Origin of the sequence: Kitasatospora sp. NPDC005856 (genome assembly GCF_040629945.1) — a bacterium.
In the GTDB taxonomy this organism is placed as follows: Bacteria; Actinomycetota; Actinomycetes; order Streptomycetales; family Streptomycetaceae; genus Kitasatospora.
The window spans coordinates 16,118-34,440 of record NZ_JBEXWT010000094.1 but is presented as its reverse complement, the minus strand read 5'-3'; the positions used below and the strand labels follow the sequence as shown (position 1 = coordinate 34,440).

The window sequence follows — 18,323 nt, the reverse complement described above, 5'->3', positions numbered from 1 at the left end:
ATTTCCCCCCCCTCCCCGGGGCCCGCGCGGCGGCGCGGGGGGCGGGGGGGTGTGGGGGGGGGGGGGCCCCCCCCCCCCGGGGGGGCCCCCCCCCCCCCCCGGACCGGGGCTGGCGTTGACGCCAGGGGGAAGGTTTACGGTCGTTGCCGGAAGTGCGGGAGGAGTGGTTCGGCGTGCGGATCGGGGAGTTGGCGGAGCGGGCGGGGACGACCACGCGGGCGTTGCGGTACTACGAGCAGTTGGGACTGTTGCCGGCCCGGCGGGCGGGCAACGGGTACCGGGCGTACGACGAGGCGGACCTGCGGCTGCTGCGGGAGATCCGGATGCTGCAGGACTTCGGGTTCGGGCTGGAGGAGACCAGGCCGTTCGTGGAGTGCCTGCGGGCGGGGCACCCGGAGGGGGACTCGTGCCCGGCCTCCCTGGAGGTGTACCGGCGGAAGCTGGGGGAGCTGGACGCGTGCATCGCCCGGCTCCAGGACGTGCGGGCGCAGGTGGCGGAGCAGTTCGATCGGGCCGTGCGGGCCCGGGACGAGCTGGCCGCCGTCGAGGAACCGCCTCTTTGCGAACTGGTGAAGGAGTAGACGGTGGTGGAGATCACGGGTGTGCCCGCGGTGACGGACGACACGTTCGCCGCGGAGGTGCTGGGGGCCGAGGGGCCGGTGCTGGTGGACTTCACGGCGGACTGGTGCCCGCCGTGCCGGATGATGGCGCCGGTGCTGGCGGACATCGCGCGGGAGGAGGCGCACCGGCTGCGGGTGGTGAGCCTGGACGTGGACCACAACCCACGGACGCAGGCGGCGTACGCGGTGCTGTCGATGCCGACGCTGATGGTGTTCCGGGACGGGCAGCCGGTGCGGTCGGTGGTGGGCGCGCGGGCGAAGGCGCGGTTGCTGCGCGAGCTGGACGACGTGCTCTAGGACACGCTCTGGGACACGCTCCCGGCGGGGACGGCGTCGAGCGGGACCTCGGCCTCGGCGGCCTGCTTGGCGCGCTCCTTGGCCTCGCGGCGGGCGAGGACCCAGACGCCGACCGGGATCATCGCGGTGAACAGCCACCACTGGATGGCGTAGGCCATGTGCGGGCCGATGTCGGAGTGGTTGGGCTCGGGGATCAGCTGGGGCTGGTCGGCCGGGGCCGGGGTGGTGCCGGTGAGTTCGAGGTAGCCGCCGAGGAGCGGGGCGCCGGTCCGCCTGGCCTGCTCGTCGGTGTTGATCAGGTTGAACTGGCGGTCGGGCAGGCCGGCGCGGTCCTTGATGCCGCTGGCGCCGTAGGTCTCCTCGGCGCGCAGGCGGCCGGTGAGGGAGACCTCGCCGGTGGGGGCGGCCGGGACGGGGGGGTACTCGGTGGCGCCGACGCCGGAGGCGACCCAGCCGCGGTTGACCAGGACGGTGCCCTTGCCGTCGGCGAGCAGGAACGGGGTCACCACGAAGTAGCCGATGGTGCCGCTGGAGTCGGTCCGCTTGCGGACCACGAACTCGTGTGCCGGGTCGTACTGTCCGGTGGCGGTCGTCGCGCGCCAGGTGAGGTCCTTGGGGACCGCGAAGCCGGGGGTCGGCGACAGGGTGTCGTACGGGACCGGCGCGGCCGTGAGGGCCTGGCCGATCAGCTCGTTCCGGGCGACCCGTGCCTCGTGGCGGTGCAGCTGCCAGAAGCCCAGCTTGATCGTCGCGGGGATCAGCAGCAGCGCGACCAGCATGGTGATCAGCCACTGTCGGGTCAGCAGAAAACGGTACACATGGGAACCGTACGCCGACCTCACAAGCGGCTCACGCACCGGGGTGCGGGGCGACCTCGCGCAGCAACTGGAGGAAGGCGTCCTCGCCGACGACGGGGGTGCCGACCTCGCGGGCCCTGCGGGCCTTGCCGCTCCAGCTGTCCGGCTCGTTGGTGACCAGCAGGCTGGTGAGGCGGCTCACAGAGGTGGCGATGTGCAGGCCGGCCTCGACCGCGCGGTCCTCCAGGACCTCGCGGTCGGTGGCGGTGTCGCCGGTGATGGCCACCCGCATGCCCTGGACCAGCGGCCTGCCGTCCTCCCAACGCCCCGGGTTGGGGTACGGGCAGGGCGGGCGCTTCTTGGCCTGGCGGTAGGTGGAGCCGGTCCAGGTGCTGCGGGCCGGGGAGGCCGGCTCCTCCTCGCCGAGGTCGGTGACCGCGACGCAGTTCTGGAGCGGCAGCGGCACGCCGCCGTCGCGGGCGAGGTGCAGGCTGGGCCGGAAGGCCTCGGCGAGCACCCGGGCGTCGTCCAGGGCGTTGTGGGCGTGGCGCTGCCGGACGCCGAAGTGGGCGGCGAGCGAGGACAGCTTGCCGTTGGGCAGCGGCAGGCGCAGGTCGCGGGAGAGGACCATGGTGCACAGCCGCTGCTGGACCGGGGCGTGCAGGCCGGCCCGGGAGAACTCGCGGGAGATCATGTTCCAGTCGAAGAGCGCGTTGTGCGCGACCAGGACGCGTCCGCGCAGACGGGCGGCGAACTCGTCGGCGATCTGCGGGAAGGTCGGGGCGGTGGCGAGCAGTTCGGCGGTCAGGCCGTGGATCCAGACCGGTCCCGGGTCCCGTTCGGGGTTGACCAGGGTGTACCAGTGGTCGACGACGTCGCCGTCCGGGTCGAGCTGGTAGACGCCCGCCGAGATGACGCGGTCCGAGCGGCCGAGACCGGTGGTCTCGACGTCGACGACCGCGAAGCCCCCGGTGGGGGCGGCGGAGCGCTGCGCGGGGACCGGTGCGGTCCGCGGCGCTCCGTGGGTCTCGGGCTGGATCGGGTGCATGGTGCAACAGGATAAGGGGCGGGGCGGGGTCTCCGGCCGGAATGTTCCGACCGACCGGCCGGAATAGAGTGGTCGGCGGGGGTGTCGTACATCTGGTCGAGATCGTTTCAGCTAAGGAACAGCGCATGCGTGCCACCGTGATTCACGGCCCCAACGACATCCGGATCGAAGAGGTCCCGGACCCGGTGATCCAGCACCCGACGGACGTGGTGCTCCGGGTGGTGAACGCCTGCATCTGCGGCAGCGACCTGTGGGCCTACCGCGGGGTGGCGCAGCGGGTGGCCGGGCAGCGGATCGGGCACGAGTTCCTGGGCGTGGTCGAGGAGGCCGGCGCCGAGGTGCGCGGCTTCGCCAAGGGCGACCTGGTGGTGGCGCCGTTCGTCTGGTCGGACGGGACGTGTGACTTCTGTCTCGAAGGGCTGCAGACCTCCTGTCCGCACGGCGGGTTCTGGGGGCAGGTCGGTTCGGACGGCGGCCAGGGCGAGGCGGTGCGGGTGCCGTTCGCGGACGGGACGCTGGTGAAGCTGCCCAAGGAGGCGGCGGGCGACGAGAAGCTGCTGCCCGGGCTGCTGGCACTGTCCGACGTGATGTCGACCGGGCACCACGCGGCGGTCTCCGCGCGGGTGCGGCCGGGGGCGACGGTCGCGGTGGTCGGCGACGGTGCGGTGGGCCTGTGCGGCGTCCTGGCGGCGCACCGGCTGGGCGCGGGCCGGATCATCGCGCTGGGCCGGCACGAGGCCCGCACCGAGCTGGCCCGTCGCTTCGGCGCGACGGACGTGGTGGCGGAGCGCGGCGAGGCCGCGGTCGAGGCGGTGAAGGAGCTGACCGGCGGTCAGGGGGCGCACGCGGTGCTGGAGGCGGTCGGCACCGAGGAGTCGATGCGGACGGCCGTCTCGATCACCCGGGACGGCGGCGCGGTGGGCTACGTCGGGGTGCCGCACGGCGGCAGCGCGGGCGTCGACATCGGCCAGATGTTCGGTCGGAACGTTTCGTTGAACGGTGGCGTGGCCCCGGCCCGCGCGTACATCCCCGAGCTGCTTCCGGACGTGCTCTCGGGCGCCATCGAGCCGGGCCTGGTCTTCGACCGCACCGTCGGCCTGGACGGAGTTCCGGACGGCTACCGCGCGATGGACGACCGCTCGGCCCTCAAGGTGCGCATCGCGTTCTGAGGCGTCGGCCTTCCGGCACCGGCCCGTGCCGCCCCGTTCGGGGTGCGGCACGGGCCGGTGCCGTTCCCGGCGGAGGTCGGGGACGGCGTCCGGGGCCGGGTTCGGTGCGGCGTGTCGCTGGGATGGGCTGTTTTTCGGCCAATCGGATGGTGCGAGGGGGTGAACGGTCGACTGATCGCGGTCAACCCCTTTCGGGGCGGGCAGGACGCTCCTAGCATTGCGCGGCGCCAGACGTGTGACGCCCCTCACGTCCGATCGTTCCGCCAGTGCGACAAATACGCCGAAGGAGTGAGGAGACAGCGTGGATTCGCCGCCGCTCAGCACCGCCGTCACGGAGGCTCAACTCATCGACGACAGCGAGGAGTTCCGAAGCCTGCGGCGCTCGTTCCGGAGCTTCGCCTTCCCGGTCACCATCGGTTTCGTGCTCTGGTACCTGCTCTACGTGCTGCTCTCCTGCTACGCCCCGGGACTGATGCGCACCAAGGTCCTCGGGCACGTCAACGTGGCCCTGGTGCTCGGGCTGCTGCAGTTCGCGACCACCTTCGCGATCGCCGCCTGGTACGCCCGCTACGCGGACCGGCGGATCGACCCGTCCGCCGCGGCGATCCGCGGGGCGCACGGCGCCGTCGTCCACGCCCCCCGGGAGTCCGCCGAATGACTCTCCTCGCCAGCTCCGCCACCGAGCACCGCGGCCTGACGATGGCCCTGTTCGGCGTCTTCGTCCTGGCCACCCTCGGCATCACCGTCTGGGCCGGACGGCAGACCAGGAGCGCCTCCGACTTCTACGCCGGCGGCCGCGGCTTCACCGGCTTCCAGAACGGCCTGGCCATCTCCGGCGACTACATGTCCGCCGCCTCCTTCCTCGGCATCGCCGGGACCATCGCGCTCAGCGGCTACGACGGCTTCCTCTACTCGATCGGCTTCCTGGTCGCCTGGCTGGTCGCGCTGCTGCTGATCGCCGAACCGCTGCGCAACTCCGGTCGCTTCACGATGGCGGACGTGCTCGCGTTCCGGATGCGCCAGCGCCCGGTGCGCACCGCGGCGGGCGTCTCCACCATCGTGGTGTCGATCTTCTACCTGCTGGCCCAGATGGTCGGCGCCGGCACCCTGGTCGCGCTGCTGCTCGGTGCCGAGGGGAACGCGGCCAAGCGCTGGACCATCGTCGGGGTCGGCGCGCTGATGATCGTCTACGTGGTGATCGGAGGGATGAAGGGCACCACCTGGGTGCAGATCGTCAAGGCGGTGCTGTTGATCGCCGGCGCCGCGCTGATGACCGTCATGGTGCTGGCCAAGTACCACTTCAACCCCTCCGAGCTGCTCGGTGCGGCGGCGAGCGCGAGCGGCAAGGGCGAGGCCTTCCTCCAACCGGGGCAGAAGTACGGCAGCGGCACCGCCAAGCTCGACTTCATCAGCCTGGGCATCGCGCTGGTGCTCGGCACCGCCGGCCTGCCGCACATCCTGGTCCGCTTCTACACCGTGCCCACCGCCAAGGCGGCCCGGAAGTCGGTGCTCTGGGCGATCGGCATCATCGGCGTCTTCTACCTGATGACCCTGGCGCTCGGCTTCGGCGCGGCCGCGCTGGTCGGCTCCAAGGCGATCAAGGCGGCGAACGCGGCGGGCAACACCGCGGCGCCGCAGCTGGCCGAGGCGCTCGGCGGAGGCGCCGGGACCACCGGCGGCGCGATCCTGCTCGCGGTGATCTCGGCGGTCGCCTTCGCCACCATCCTTGCCGTGGTCGCCGGGCTCACGCTGGCCTCCTCGGCCTCCTTCGCGCACGACCTCTACGCCAACGTGATCCGGCGCGGGAGGGCGAGCGAGAAGGAGGAGGTGCTGTCGGCGAAGTGGGCCGCGGTCGCGATCGGGGCGGTGGCGATCGTGCTCAGCCTCTTCGCGGACAAGCTCAACACCGCCGCCCTGGTGGCCCTGGCCTTCGCGGTCGCCGCCTCGGCCAACCTGCCCACCCTGCTCTACTCACTGTTCTGGAAGCGCTTCACCACCGTCGGAGCGGTCAGCTCGGTCTACGCCGGACTGATCACCTCGGTGACGCTGGTGGTCTTCTCCCCGGTGGTCTCCGGTGCGAAGACCTCGCTCTTCCCGCACTCGGACTTCCACTGGTTCCCGCTGGAGAACCCCGGCCTGATCTCCATCCCGGTCGGATTCCTGGCCGGCTGGCTCGGCACGCTGCTGTCCCGGGAACGTGCCGACCCGGCGAAGTACGCTGAACTGGAGGTCCGCTCGCTGACCGGGCTGGGCGCCCACTGACCGTCCCGCGGTGACTATGCTGGCCCGGCCCGCCGTGACGGTGGCCGGGCCGGCCGCATCTCGGGGAAGGACGCACGTGCTGCTCGACACCTTCGGACGACAGGCCGTCGACCTGCGGGTCTCGCTCACGGACCGGTGCAACCTGCGCTGCACCTACTGCATGCCGGAGGAGGGCCTGCAGTGGCTCGCCAAGCCGGACCTGCTCACCGACGAGGAGATCGTCCGGCTGGTCGCCCTCGCCGTGCGGGACCTGGGCGTGCGGGAGGTCCGCTTCACCGGCGGCGAGCCGCTGCTGCGCCCCGGGCTGGTCGCCGTCGTCGCCGCCTGTTCGGAGCTGGAACCGCGCCCGGAGCTCTCGCTGACCACCAACGGCATCGGGCTGGCCCGCACCGCGACGGCGCTGCGCGAGGCCGGCCTCGACCGGGTCAACGTCTCGCTGGACACCCTCGACCCCGAGGTGTTCCACACCCTCACCCGCCGGCACCGCCACCAGGACGTGCTGGACGGGCTGGCCGCGGCGGAGGCCGCCGGGCTGGCGCCGGTGAAGCTCAACGCGGTGCTGATGCGCGGGGTCAACGACCAGGAGGCGGCCGACCTGCTGAGCTGGTGCCTGGAGCGCGGCTACGAGCTGCGCTTCATCGAGCAGATGCCGCTGGACGCCCAGCACGGCTGGGACCGTACCTCGATGGTCACCGCGACCGAGATCCTGGACCTGCTGCGGGCCCGCTTCACGCTCACCCCGGAGCCGTCCGCGCGCCGGGGCGCGGCACCCGCCGAGCGCTGGCAGGTGGACGGCGGCCCGGGCCGGGTGGGCGTGATCGCCTCGGTCACCCGCCCGTTCTGCCGGGCCTGCGACCGCACCCGGCTGACCGCCGACGGCCAGGTGCGCAACTGCCTGTTCGCGACCGGCGAGACCGACCTGCGCACGGCGCTGCGCTCGGGCGCGGACGACGCCGAACTGGCCGCGCTGTGGCGGGCGGCGATGTGGGGCAAGAAGGCCGGGGCGGGGATCGACGATCCGGAGTTCCTCCAGCCCGAGCGGCCGATGTCCGCGATCGGCGGCTAGCGCCGGACCGGCCTCCCTGGAGGCCCAACCGGCGGGCCCGGGGTCCGGCCAGGCGCCCGCGGGGGTCCGGCCAGGCCCGCGGGGGTCCGGCCAGGCCCGCGGGGGTCCGGTCAGGTCGCTAGGCCGGGTTCCCGGCGCCCTCGGTGGCCTCGGGGGTCCAGTCGGCGAAGGCGACGACCTCCTTGAGGAAGCCGCGCACCCCGAGGAACTGGGAGAGGTGCTCGCGGTGCTCGTCGCAGGCGAGCCAGGTCTTGCGGCGGTCCGGGGCGTGCAGCTTGGGGTTGTTCCACACCAGTACCCAGCCGGCGTCCGCCCGGCAGCCCTTGGCGGAGCAGATCGGCGTCTGCGGGGTGTCCATCGGGCCGTCCTCAACGATTGGCGGGTGACGTCTGCACCGCCAGTCTGTCACGGCCGCTCGGGCCGCCCGGATCCGGGCATGGCGACGCCGGGCAGCCACGGGGGGAGCCGCCCGGCGTCGGTCCGTCGCTCCGACGGGGGATGCGGAGCGCGTACGCAGTATGTCACGCCACCACCCTCGAATGGGGAGGTCTTGCATGATTAATCTGAGCTTCTTTTGAGCTTTCGTTGAGCCGAACGAGGGTGAACCGGCGTGAAACGGACGGTCAGTCCACGTCCTGTGAAGGATCGGTGGGAACGGCCTTCGCCTCTCCCGCACCGGTGTTCGCACCCGCCCCACCCGCCCCACCCCTGCCACCGGGGCCGAGCATCAGCGGGGTGTCGAGCGGGATGTCGAAGGTGCTCGGCAGCCCCGGTGCCCGCTCCCGGCCCGCGTTGGCTATCAGCACCGCGAAGTACGGCAGCAGCACGGCGCCCACGAGGGCGGCGAACGCCAGCACCCGCTGGACGTCCCAGAGCACCACGGCGAGCAGCACGCAGACCGTGCGGAGCAGCATCGAGATGACGTAGCGGCGCTGGCGCCCCCGGACGTCCTCGGTGAGGCTGCTGCGCGCCCCCGTGATCCGGAAGACCTGCCCGCCGTCCTCGCTCTTGCCCATGTGTCCTACCGCCCTCGTCACGCACCCGCGCGCCTGGCCGCGCGGCCTCCTCACGGTACGCCCGGGGACGTGCGGCGACGAGACCGGGTGGGCCGGACCCACCCGGTCGGGTAACCGAAGGGCCTGTCCGGCGGAGCGGACAGGCCCTTCGGTCGCGGGCACCGGCGCGGGGCGCGGCCCGGCCGGCTACGAGCGCCGGGAGAGGTACTGCGGCGGGACGGAGCCGGTGAGCCAGACCCCGTTCTCGCTGAGCCGGAACTCGTGGCCGGCCGCCGTCATCGCCGCCGCGTTCACGGTCAGCACCACCGGACGGCCGTGCCGGGCGCCGACCCTCGTCGCCGTCTCGGTGTCCGCCGAGAGGTGGACGTCCTGGCGGGCCATCGGGCGCAGGCCCTCGCGGAAGATCGCCGCCAGGTGCCGGTCGGCGGTGCCGTGGTAGAGCACGGGCGGCGGCACGCTGGCGGCCAGGCCGAGGTCGACCGCCAGCGTGTGGCCCTGGTTGGCGCGGATCGAGAGACCGTCCGCCGAGTAGCCGAAACGGCGCTTGTTGTTGGTCGCCACGACGTGGTCCAGCTCGGACCGCGTCAGCGGCCTGCCCCGGGCGGCGAGCGCGTCGAGCAGCTCGTCGACCCGGACCCAGCCGGCCCCGTCCAGCGTGATCCCCACCAGCCCGGGCTCGTGCCGCAGGATGCGTGACAGCATCTTGCTCGTCCTGACCAGGCGCTTCTCGTCCATCATGTCTCTCGTATCCCCCGTCGGTCAGTGGCTAAGAGGCCCGGCTGACCGAACTCATGTTGAAGTCCGTGACACGCACGGGTGGCATAGCGGTGCGGGTGACGTTGTCGCTCCACTCGCGCGGCAGGCAGCGTTCGGTGCGGCCCACCTCGGTGATCCGGTTCAGCACGTCCACCGGGGACTCGTTGAACCGGAAGTTGTTGACCTCGCCGACGACCTCGCCGTTCTCCACCAGGTAGACGCCGTCCCGGGTGAGTCCGGTGAGCAGCAGCGTCGCCGGGTCCACCTCGCGGATGTACCAGAGGCAGGTGAGCAGCAGGCCGCGCTCGGTGCGGGCGATCATCTCGTCCAGGGTCGGCGCCGACTCCTGGTCGGCCGTCTCCAGCACGAGGTTGTCGATCGCCGGGCGCAGCGGCAGGCCGGTGAGGGCCGCCGCGTGGCGGGTGGTGATCAGGTCGTTCAGCACGCCGTCGCGGATCCACTCGGTGGCGGCGATCGGCTGGCCGTTGTCGAAGACCGAGTAGTCCCCGCCGCTGGAGTGGGCGAGCACGAACGGCGCGGCCTCCAGGCCGGGCTCGCGCGGGTCGGAGCGCAGCGTCAGCGGCAGGCCGCTGAGCTTGTCGCCGATCCGGGTGCCCCCGCCGGGCTTGGAGAAGACCGTCCGGCCCTCCTGGGCGTCCCGGCCGCCGGAGGACCAGTTGAGGACGATCAGCAGGTCGGCGACGGCCGAGGGCGGCAGCAGCGCCTCGTACCGGCCGGCCGGCAGCTCCACCTTGCGGGCGCCCCAGCCGAGCCGCCTGGTCAGCTCGGTGTGCAGGGCGTCGACGTCGACGTCGGTGAAGTCCCGGGTGGAGGCGCCCACCCAGGCGGAGCCGGAGAGGTCGGCGGTCTTGGCGTTGATCTCGACCATGCCGGTGGGCTGGTCGTGGCGCAGCCGCAGGCCGGTGGAGCTGCCCAGGTAGCTGGAGGTCATCTCGTGCCGGGCGAAGCCGTACAGGAGCTGGCCCTGGGCGGCGGCGCGGGCGAAGGCCTCGCCGAGGGCCGGGCCGAAGGCGTCGAACACCTCGACGGAGGTCACCGCGGGCGGCTCGGTGAAGTCCGGCGAGGACGGCTGGTCGGCGATCAGCGGCTGGGCGTCCTCGGCCGGTCCGGCCGCGCGGGCGGCCTCCTCGGCGGCCCGCACCAGGCCCTCCACCTCCTGCGCGGTGACGGCCTCGCGGGAGACCACGCCGGAGGCGGTGCCCTGGGCGCCGGCCACGGTGGAGATCACGGTGAGGCGGCGGCCGCGGGTGACGCCGTTGGTGGTCAGCGCGCCCCCCGGGGTGTTCCCGGGGGCGGCCCAGCGCAGATTGGCGGTGGACTCCTCGTCGGCGATCACCACGCAGCCGTCGGCGCGGGAGAAGCCGAGCGCCAGCTCGACGAGTTCGTGGGGCTGCATCGCGGTCATCAGTGACCCGCCTCCTGCTGGGTGTTGAGCACGTTGACGTTGCGGAACAGCGCCGAGGGGCAGCCGTGACTGACCGCCGCGATCTGACCGGGCTGCGCCTTGCCGCAGTTGAAGGCGCCGCCGAGGCGGTAGGTCTGCGGGCCGCCGACCGCCGCCATCGAGCCCCAGAAGTCGGTGGTGGTGGCCTGGTAGGCGAAGTCCTTGACCTGGCCCGCGAGTTCGCCGTTCCTGATGGCGTAGGCGCGCTGCCCGGTGAACTGGAAGTTGTACCTCTGCTGGTCGATCGACCACGAACGGTCGCCGACGATGTACAGGCCGTTCTCCACCTGGGCGAACAGGCCCTCGGTGTCCGGGCCGTCGACGGCCGGCCGCAGTGAGACGTTGGCCATCCGCTGCACCGGGACGTGTGCGGGGGAGTCGGCGAAGGCGCAGCCGTTGGAGCGCTCGAAGCCCGTCGACCTGGCGATGCCGCGGTCGAGTTGGTAGCCGACCAGGACGCCGTCCCTGACCAGGTCCCAGGACTGGGTGGCCACGCCCTCGTCGTCGTAGCCGATGGTGGACAGCCCGTGCTCGGCGGTGCGGTCACCGGTGACGTGCATCAGCTCGGAGCCGTACCTGAGCGAGCCGAGCTGGTCGAAGGTGGCGAAGGAGGTGCCGGCGTAGGCGGCCTCGTAGCCGAGCGCGCGGTCCAGCTCGGTGGCGTGGCCGACCGACTCGTGGATGGTCAGCCAGAGGTTCGTCGGGTCGATGACCAGGTCGTAGCGGCCCGCCTCGACGCTCGGGGCCCGCATCTTCTCGGCCAGCAGGACGGGCAGTTCGGCGAGCTCGGCGTCCCAGTCCCAGCCGGTGCCCGTGAGGTACTCGTAGCCGCGGCCGACCGGCGGGGCCAGGGTCTGCATCGAGTCGAAGGCGCCGGTGCGCTCGTCGACCGAGGTGGCCTCCAGGTCGGAGTGCACCCGGATCCGCTGCTGGGTGGTGACGGTTCCGGCGGTGTCCGCGTAGAACTTGTTCTCCTGGACGGTCCGCAGGGCCGCGTGGACGTGCGAGACGCCCTCGGCGGCCAGCAGCCGGGAGCTGCGCTCGGCGAGCAGCGCGGTCTTCTCGGCGTCCGGCACCTCGAAGGGGTTGACCTCGTACGACGAGACCCAGGTGACGTCCCGGTAGACCGGCTCGTCGGCCAGCTCGACCCGCCCGGTGGAGCCGGCCGCCCGGCTGATCCCGCCGGAGAGCCGGGCCACGGCGACGGCCTGCTCGGCGACCCGGGCCGCCGCGTCGGGGGTGAGGTCGACCCCGGCGGCGAAGCCCCAGGCGCCGTCCAGCAGCACCCGGACGGCGAAACCGAGCTGCACGCTGTCGGAGGTGCCGGCCGGACGCGCGTCGCGCAGCCGCCAGGAGGCGCTGCGGATCCGCTCCAGGCGGAAGTCGGCGTGGCTCGCGCCCAGTTCGCGGGCCCGGGCGAGCGCGGCGTCGGCGAGCGGCCGCAGCGGCAGGGCGAGGAACAGCGGGTCGACGGCGCGCCCGTGCGGGGCGCCGGAGCGATCGGCCGGAGGGATCGGAGGCAATCGGGCTCCCAGGTCGCGGAGGGTGGCGGTGCGGCGCCACAGGGGCGCCCGCACCGCATCATTTCCCGTCCACCGGGTTTCCGGCCAGCTCATTTCGACCGGGTTGCCGCGGGTCCGGCCGGTGCGGCCCGGCCGCCGGGGCCCGCCGTCCCGGGGCGTGCGCGCGGGCCGTCAGCCGACGCCCTCCCACCAGCCGTCCGGCTCCGGCGGGTTGTCGACGTCGACCCGCTCGCCGGGGCGCGGCACGGCCAGCGGGACGGCCTGCTCCTTGGCGGCCGTCACCAGTCGCTCGATCGGCTCGGACCACGGGTGCAGGCCCAGGTTGAAGGTGCACCAGTGGACCGGCACCAGCAGGCCGGCGGTCAGGTCCCGGTGCGCCAGGACGGCGTCCTCGGGGGTCATGTGGATGTCCGCCCAGGCGGCGTCGTAGGCGCCGATCTGGACCAGCGCGGCGTCGAACGGGCCGTGCTGCTCGCCGATCCGGGCGTAGCCCTCGAAGTAGCCGGAGTCACCGGTGTAGAAGACCTTGCGGTTCGGCCCCGCGACCACCCAGGAGCCCCACAGGGTGGTGTTGCGGGTCAGTCCGCGGCCGGAGAAGTGGTGCGCCGCGGTGAGGGTGAGCACGAGGTCGCCCAGGGTGCAGGTCTCGTCCCAGTCCAGCTCGATGATCCGGTGCTCGGGGACGCCCCAGCGGCGCAGGTGGGCACCTATGCCGAGCGGCACCGCGAAGGGGGCGGACTGGCTGCGCACCAGGCGCTTGACCGTCGCCATGTCCAGGTGGTCGTAGTGGTCGTGCGAGATCAGCACCGCGTCGACCTGCGGCAGCTCCTCCAGCTCCACCGGCACCGGGTGCAGCCGCTTGGGGCCGACGTGCGCGGCGGGGGAGCAGCGCTCGCTCCAGACCGGGTCGAGCAGCACCCGGAAGCCCTCGATCTCCACCAGCGCCGAGGCGTGCCCGTACCAGATGACCTCCACGCCCTCGGCGGCCGGCCCGGGCGGGGTGGCGGGGCGGACGGTCGGCACCGGACGGGCGGGGACGCGGCCGGCCCGCTCGAACAGCATCCGGCGGGCGGTGGCGCCGTCGAAGCCCGGGGCGCCAGCCGTGCGGGCGAGCGTGGAGGGCGCGTTGTGGAAGACGCCGTCCCGGTACTGCGGGGAGTTGCGCACCCGCTCCTCGCGCTCGCCGTCCGGCCGCCGTCCGAACGCCGCCGGCAGGTCGCGCAGCGCCCAGGCGGCCGTGCCCAGGCCGGCCGCCAGGGCGGTGAGGGCCAGCAGTCGTCCGCGTCGGTGGGTGCTCCCGGGCCGTGCCATGGTCATCCGCTCTGCCTTCGTCGCTCGCCGGGAGGGTCGGGGATCGGTACGGCCGCTCCCGGGCCGGCCCGCACCACGGGGGCAACGGGTGCGCCCGTCCGTGTGGTTCCCGTACAGTCGCCCCGATCCGGGCAGCGCCCGGGCCTGGGAGATGTCCGCGGCCGGGACGGTACGAGCGGGCCCGGATTGTCGGATTGCGACAGATCCACCGGGGAGGCGCTGTGGGAGACCGATGCGCCGCCGCCGCCGACCGCCCGATAGCGTCACACTGCGTACGCATTCCGACGTACGTGCTCACACAGGAGAGAGGTGGATCGTTGAGCCGCTCGGTTCTCGTCACCGGAGGAAACCGGGGCATCGGCCTCGCGATCGCCCAGGCCTTCGCCGAAGCGGGCGACAAGGTGGCCATCACCAGCCGCTCGGGCGAGGTGCCCGAGGCGCTGGCCAAGTACGACGTCCTCGCGGTCCGCTGCGACATCACGGACGCCGCGCAGGTCGACGCCGCCTTCACCGAGATCGAGCAGAAGCACGGTGCGGTCCAGGTGCTGGTCGCCAACGCGGGCATCACCAACGACACCCTGCTGCTGCGCATGTCGGAGGAGGACTTCACCTCCGTCGTGGACACCAACCTGACCGGCACCTTCCGGGTGGTCAAGCGCGCCTCCAAGCTGATGATGCGCGCCAAGAAGGGCCGCGTCGTGCTGATCTCGTCCGTGGTGGGCCTGACCGGCTCCCCGGGCCAGGCCAACTACGCCGCCTCCAAGGCCGGCCTGGTGGGCTTCGCCCGGTCGCTGGCGCGTGAGCTCGGCCCGCGCAACATCACGGTCAACGTGGTCGCCCCCGGCTTCGTTGACACCGACATGACCGCCGTGCTCAGTGACGAGCGCCGCGCGGAGATCGTCTCGGGCGTGCCGCTGGGCCGCTACGCGGCGCCCGCCGAGGTCGCCTCCACCGTGCGGTTCCTCGGATCGGACGAGGCCGCGTACATCACTGGAGCCGTCATTCCCGTCGACGGCGGATTGGGCATGGGTCACTGATCATGAGCGGAATCCTCGAGGGCAAGCGGATCCTGATCACCGGTGTGCTGATGGAGTCCTCCATCGCCTTCCACACCGCCAAGCTCGCGCAGGAGCAGGGCGCGGAGATCATCCTCACCGCCTTCCCGCGCCCGAGCCTGACCGAGCGGATCGCCAGGAAGCTGCCGAACCCGGTCAAGGTGCTGGAGCTGGACGTCTCCAACCCGGAGCAGCTGGCCGGCATCGCCGACCAGGTCCGCGAGCACCTGCCGACCCTGGACGGCATCGTCCACTCGATCGGCTTCGCGCCGCAGGACGCGCTGGGCGGCAACTTCCTGGACACCCCGTGGGAGTCCGTGGCCACCGCGATGAACGTCTCCGCGTACTCGCTGAAGTCGCTGACCACGGCGCTGCTGCCGCTGATGCAGGACGGCGGCTCGGTGGTCGGCCTGACCTTCGACGCGCAGTTCGCCTGGCCGCAGTACGACTGGATGGGCCCGGCCAAGGCCGCCCTGGAGTCGACCAACCGCTACCTGGCGCGCTACCTGGGCGAGCGGGACATCCGCTGCAACCTGATCTCGGCCGGTCCGATCGGCTCGATGGCCGCCAAGTCCATCCCGGGCTTCGGCGACCTGGCCGACACCTGGAACCACCGCTCCCCGCTGAAGTGGGACCTGAGCGACCCGGAGCCGGCCGGCCGCGGCATCGTCGCGCTGCTGTCGGACTGGTTCCCGAAGACCACCGGCGAGATCATCCACGTCGACGGCGGTCTGCACGCCATCGGCGCCTGACGCTCCGCCCGTACGCCGCTGCCCGGCCCTCCCTCGTGGAGGTGCCGGGCAGCGGCGTTTCGTTCCCGTCGGGCTCACGCGGGAGCCGGGCCCCGGGTACGGGCGGACCGGGGCCGGGGCGGCGGGGAGGTCAGGCCTCGACGGTGGCGCAGGCGCCGGGGGCGGCGCGGCCGGCCTCCACGGCGGCGCGCCCGGCGTCGCCGGCCCGGATGGCCTCCAGGATCTCCTGGTGGCCGATGTAGCGTTCGGCGATCAGCTCGGGGCCGATGTCGTGCCGCAGGAGCTCGCGGGTGGCCTCGCCGAGGTCGGCGTAGACGGCGAGCAGGACGTCGTTGTGGGCGGCGGTCACCACGGCCTGGTGGAAGGCGGCGTCGGCCTGGACGAAGTCCTCGGCGTCGCCGGAGTGCCAGGCGGCCTCCCGGCGCGCCATCGCGCCGTCCAGCAGCTCCAGGTCGTGCGCGGTGCGGCGGCGGGCGGCGAGGGCCGCCGCCGAGGTCTCCAGCGCCGACCGCAGCTCCGCGACCTGGGCCCGGTCGGCGTCGGCGAAGCGGCGGTGCATCACCCCGGCCAGCTCGCTGGTGGCCAGCACGTACGTGCCGGAACCCTGCCGGATGTCGAGGAGCCCGTTGTGGGCGAGGGCGCGGACGGCCTCGCGGACGGTGTTGCGGGCGACGCCGAGCTGCTCGACCAGGGCGGCCTCGGTGGGGATGCGCGAGCCGACCGGCCACTCCCCGGAGGTGATCTGGGCACGCAGCTGTGCGATCACCTGGTCGGACAGCGGGGTGCGCCTCGGCGAGGACAGCGCCACGGGGGTCTCCTTGACGGCTACGGCTCGGGTGGGGCCTGGGTGGGAGGTGGCCGGTGCATGAACGGTCGGCACATCATGCCAAGTCCAAGGTGCATCAATTCATCCCATCATTCTATGATGCTGCTCATGCCCGCAGCAGACACCACCGCTTCCGCCCGGACCGAGAGCCGGACGCCGCCCGCCGAGCGGCCCGCCGCCGCCCCGGCCGCCAAGTACCTGGGCTGGCTGTTCGCCGTCGCGATCGCCGCCGCCGCCTTCAACCTGCGCCCCGTGGTCACCAGCCTCGGACCGCTGCTCGACCAGGTCCGCGACGACCTGGGGATGAACCCGACGCTCGCCGGGCTGCTCACCGCCGTCCCGTCGCTGTGCTTCGCGCTGTTCGGCTTCGCCGCACCGGCCGCAGCCCGCCGGATCGGCCCGATCGCGGTGATCACGGCCGGGATGGGCGCGATCACCGCGGGCGTGCTGGCCCGCTCCTTCGCCGGCGGCACGGCGGTGTTCCTGCTGTTCACCGCGCTGGCCCTGGCCGGCGTGGCGGTCTCCAACGTGCTGCTGCCCGTGGTCATCAAGCGGTACTTCCCGGAGAAGGTCGGTCCGATGATCGGCCTGTACTCCATGGCGCTGTCGGCCGGCACCGCGCTGGCCGCCCTGGTCAGCGTGCCGCTGACCAGCTCGCTCGGCGGGGACTGGCGCTACGGCCTGGGCAGCTGGGCCGCCCTCGGGGCGCTCGCCCTGGTGCTCTGGCTGCCGCTGCTGATCGCCAGGCGCGAGCGCGGCGAGCGCGCCGCCGGAGCCGCCGCCCCCGCCAGGCTGCCGATCACCCGCAGCCGTACGGCCTGGGCGATGGCCTGCTTCTTCGGCCTCCAGGCCACCGGCGCGTACGTGGTGATGGGCTGGCTGCCGAAGATCTTCCAGGACTCTGGCATCGACAAGGGCACCTCCGGGGTGCTGCTCGCGGTCACCATGGTGATCGGCGTGCCGGTCTCCTTCGTGCTGCCCAACCTGGCCGCCCGCCGCGGCGACCAGCGGCTGTTCGTGGTGGTGCTGGCCTCCTGCGGCATCGCCGGGTACGCCGGTCTGGCACTCGCCCCCGCCGGGGCGCCGTGGGTCTGGTCGGTCCTGGTGGGCCTGTCCAACTGCGCCTTCCCGCTGGTGCTGACGATGATCGGGCTGCGCGCCCGGACGGCGGGCGGCGTGGCCCAGCTGTCCGTCTTCGCCCAGGGCGTCGGCTACCTGATCGCCGTCCCGGGCCCGATCCTGATCGGCCGGATCTACGACGTCACCGGCGAGTGGTACTGGCCGCTGGGCTTCCTGGCGCTGCTGCTGGTGCCGCAGATGCTGTTCGGGCTGCGCGCCGCGCGGGCCCGCCACATCGAGGACGAGGCGGTCCACCCGGCGCAGCGGGCCCGGGCCTGACGCCGGGCGGTCGGACGCGACGGTGCGGTGGGGTGCGGGCCCGGCCACGGGGGAGGGGTCGCCGGGCGACGGGCCTGTTCGGGATGGGAGAATTCCGGACATGCCCGTTCTCGATCCCCATCCCACCGACGGCCGCAAGCAGCTCGGCCGCATCGCCCTCGCCTTCGCCGCCATCGTGGTGGTGGTGGCGGTCATCGCCACCGTCGCGTCCTCGATCGGCTGACGGACGCCCGTACGCGTCACCCGACGGCCGTACGCCGCCGGCACCCGTACGCCACCCGACGCCGTACGCCACCCGGAGCCCCGGTGAACGGGACGCGGTGGCACTCGTCGTCCCTCGGAGTGGCGCCATCCGGGAGCATCGCGCCGCCGGGCCGCTTTTCTGCCAAGCTTGCTGGGTATGAGCGCCGACACGCCCCGCAGGATCATCGTTCTCCGCCATGCCAAGGCCGACTGGCCGAACGGCGTGGACGACCACGACCGGCCGCTGGCCGACCGGGGCCGTCACCAGGCCCCGGACGCCGGCCGCTGGCTGGTCGACTCCGGCATCAACCCCGACTACGTGGTCTGCTCCACCGCGCTGCGCGCCCGTGAGACCTGGAAGCTGGCGGTGCACGAGCTGCCGCACCGGCCCCTGAAGACCGTCTACGAGGAGCGGGTCTACGAGGCGAGCCCCGGGGAGATCATCGCCGTGCTCCAGGAGACCCCGGAGGAGTACTCGGACGTGGTGCTGGTCGGTCACAACCCGGGGGTGCTGGGCCTGACCCAGGTGCTGGCCGGGGACGCGGGCGACCGGGACGCGCTGGAGCGGCTGCGGCTCGGGGGCTTCCCGACGGCGGCGATCGCGGTGCTCAGCTTCGGCGGCTCCTGGAAGGGCGTCGAGCCGGGCGTGGCCGAGCTGGTCTCGTACCACACGCCGCAGGACTGATCCCGGGAACGGACGGTCGTGAGGGGCGCGCGGA

General features: G+C 73.1%; 20 protein-coding genes. 11 read left to right on the top strand and 9 right to left on the bottom strand.

Annotated features, from left to right (window positions below; translation table 11 throughout):
- Positions 1-173: 173 nt before the first annotated feature.
- Together ABZ449_RS35300 and trxA are read left to right on the top strand one after the other, a co-directional pair.
- Positions 174-581 (top strand): MerR family transcriptional regulator, encoded by a 408-nt coding sequence (locus ABZ449_RS35300; RefSeq protein WP_360354281.1) that lies wholly within the window; start codon positions 174-176, stop codon positions 579-581.
- Between the two features lie 3 nt (positions 582-584).
- Positions 585-917 (top strand): thioredoxin, encoded by a 333-nt coding sequence (gene trxA, locus ABZ449_RS35295; RefSeq protein WP_360354272.1) that lies wholly within the window; start codon positions 585-587, stop codon positions 915-917.
- Here the strand turns inward: trxA and ABZ449_RS35290 are convergent.
- Both ABZ449_RS35290 and ABZ449_RS35285 read right to left on the bottom strand, forming a co-directional pair.
- Positions 914-1,735, bottom strand: a complete 822-nt coding sequence (locus ABZ449_RS35290) for an SURF1 family protein (protein WP_360354270.1) — start codon at positions 1,733-1,735, stop codon at positions 914-916. The two genes, trxA and ABZ449_RS35290, sit on opposite strands and share 4 nt — an antisense overlap.
- 31 nt (positions 1,736-1,766) lie before the next feature.
- Entirely contained in the window at positions 1,767-2,762 is a 996-nt protein-coding gene (locus ABZ449_RS35285; RefSeq protein WP_360354268.1) for a DEDDh family exonuclease, read from the bottom strand.
- 125 nt (positions 2,763-2,887) lie between these two features.
- Here ABZ449_RS35285 and ABZ449_RS35280 point away from each other — a divergent pair, with 125 nt between their 5' ends.
- The 4 genes from ABZ449_RS35280 (at position 2,888) to moaA (ending at position 7,259) form a co-directional block, all read left to right on the top strand.
- Positions 2,888-3,931 (top strand): zinc-dependent alcohol dehydrogenase family protein, encoded by a 1,044-nt coding sequence (locus ABZ449_RS35280; RefSeq protein WP_360354266.1) that lies wholly within the window; start codon positions 2,888-2,890, stop codon positions 3,929-3,931.
- 301 nt (positions 3,932-4,232) lie between these two features.
- Positions 4,233-4,589, top strand: a complete 357-nt coding sequence (locus tag ABZ449_RS35275; protein ID WP_360354264.1) for a DUF485 domain-containing protein — start codon at positions 4,233-4,235, stop codon at positions 4,587-4,589.
- A complete protein-coding gene (locus tag ABZ449_RS35270) occupies positions 4,586-6,193 on the top strand; it encodes a cation acetate symporter (protein WP_360354262.1) in 1,608 nt (535 codons plus the stop codon). The genes ABZ449_RS35275 and ABZ449_RS35270 overlap by 4 nt, the downstream gene beginning before the upstream one ends.
- A 76-nt stretch (positions 6,194-6,269) precedes the next feature.
- Positions 6,270-7,259 carry a GTP 3',8-cyclase MoaA gene (gene moaA, locus ABZ449_RS35265; protein WP_360354260.1) on the top strand — a complete coding sequence of 330 codons (990 nt, stop codon included), beginning with the start codon at positions 6,270-6,272 and terminating at the stop codon, positions 7,257-7,259.
- 118 nt (positions 7,260-7,377) lie between these two features.
- Here the strand turns inward: moaA and ABZ449_RS35260 are convergent, their stop codons facing one another.
- From ABZ449_RS35260 to ABZ449_RS35235, 6 genes are all read right to left on the bottom strand, one after another.
- Positions 7,378-7,617 carry a hypothetical protein gene (locus tag ABZ449_RS35260; protein WP_360354259.1) on the bottom strand — a complete coding sequence of 80 codons (240 nt, stop codon included), beginning with the start codon at positions 7,615-7,617 and terminating at the stop codon, positions 7,378-7,380.
- Positions 7,618-7,882: 265 nt separating this feature from the next.
- Positions 7,883-8,275, bottom strand: a complete 393-nt coding sequence (locus ABZ449_RS35255) for a DUF3099 domain-containing protein (RefSeq protein WP_360354257.1) — start codon at positions 8,273-8,275, stop codon at positions 7,883-7,885.
- A gap of 186 nt (positions 8,276-8,461) precedes the next feature.
- Positions 8,462-9,010 carry an RNA 2'-phosphotransferase gene (locus ABZ449_RS35250; protein WP_360354279.1) on the bottom strand — a complete coding sequence of 183 codons (549 nt, stop codon included), beginning with the start codon at positions 9,008-9,010 and terminating at the stop codon, positions 8,462-8,464.
- A 31-nt stretch (positions 9,011-9,041) separates the two neighbouring features.
- Positions 9,042-10,457 (bottom strand): metallopeptidase TldD-related protein, encoded by a 1,416-nt coding sequence (locus ABZ449_RS35245; RefSeq protein ID WP_360354255.1) that lies wholly within the window; start codon positions 10,455-10,457, stop codon positions 9,042-9,044.
- Positions 10,457-11,959 (bottom strand): TldD/PmbA family protein, encoded by a 1,503-nt coding sequence (locus ABZ449_RS35240; protein ID WP_360354277.1) that lies wholly within the window; start codon positions 11,957-11,959, stop codon positions 10,457-10,459. The genes ABZ449_RS35245 and ABZ449_RS35240 overlap by 1 nt, the downstream gene beginning before the upstream one ends.
- Before the next feature lie 231 nt (positions 11,960-12,190).
- Complete coding sequence (locus ABZ449_RS35235) at positions 12,191-13,336, bottom strand: MBL fold metallo-hydrolase (protein ID WP_360354254.1); 1,146 nt, start codon at positions 13,334-13,336, stop codon at positions 12,191-12,193.
- 311 nt (positions 13,337-13,647) lie between these two features.
- On the opposite strand from ABZ449_RS35235, the gene fabG reads away from it, so the two are divergent.
- The gene (gene fabG, locus ABZ449_RS35230) at positions 13,648-14,367 is read left to right on the top strand and encodes a 3-oxoacyl-[acyl-carrier-protein] reductase (protein WP_360354252.1); all 720 of its coding nucleotides are present in this window, start codon (positions 13,648-13,650) and stop codon (positions 14,365-14,367) included.
- Positions 14,368-14,369: 2 nt separating this feature from the next.
- Positions 14,370-15,137, top strand: a complete 768-nt coding sequence (gene fabI / locus ABZ449_RS35225; RefSeq protein ID WP_360354250.1) for an enoyl-ACP reductase FabI — start codon at positions 14,370-14,372, stop codon at positions 15,135-15,137.
- A gap of 130 nt (positions 15,138-15,267) precedes the next feature.
- On the opposite strand, the gene ABZ449_RS35220 is transcribed toward fabI, so the two are convergent.
- Entirely contained in the window at positions 15,268-15,945 is a 678-nt protein-coding gene (locus tag ABZ449_RS35220; RefSeq protein WP_360354248.1) for an FCD domain-containing protein, read from the bottom strand.
- A 126-nt stretch (positions 15,946-16,071) separates the two neighbouring features.
- On the opposite strand from ABZ449_RS35220, the gene ABZ449_RS35215 reads away from it, so the two are divergent.
- From ABZ449_RS35215 to ABZ449_RS35205, 3 genes are all read left to right on the top strand, one after another.
- Positions 16,072-17,361 carry an MFS transporter gene (locus tag ABZ449_RS35215; protein ID WP_360354246.1) on the top strand — a complete coding sequence of 430 codons (1,290 nt, stop codon included), beginning with the start codon at positions 16,072-16,074 and terminating at the stop codon, positions 17,359-17,361.
- 100 nt (positions 17,362-17,461) lie between these two features.
- Complete coding sequence (locus ABZ449_RS35210; protein ID WP_360354244.1) at positions 17,462-17,584, top strand: SGM_5486 family transporter-associated protein; 123 nt, start codon at positions 17,462-17,464, stop codon at positions 17,582-17,584.
- 177 nt (positions 17,585-17,761) lie between these two features.
- Positions 17,762-18,289 carry a histidine phosphatase family protein gene (locus tag ABZ449_RS35205; RefSeq protein WP_360354243.1) on the top strand — a complete coding sequence of 176 codons (528 nt, stop codon included), beginning with the start codon at positions 17,762-17,764 and terminating at the stop codon, positions 18,287-18,289.
- The last annotated feature ends 34 nt before the right edge of the window (positions 18,290-18,323 follow it).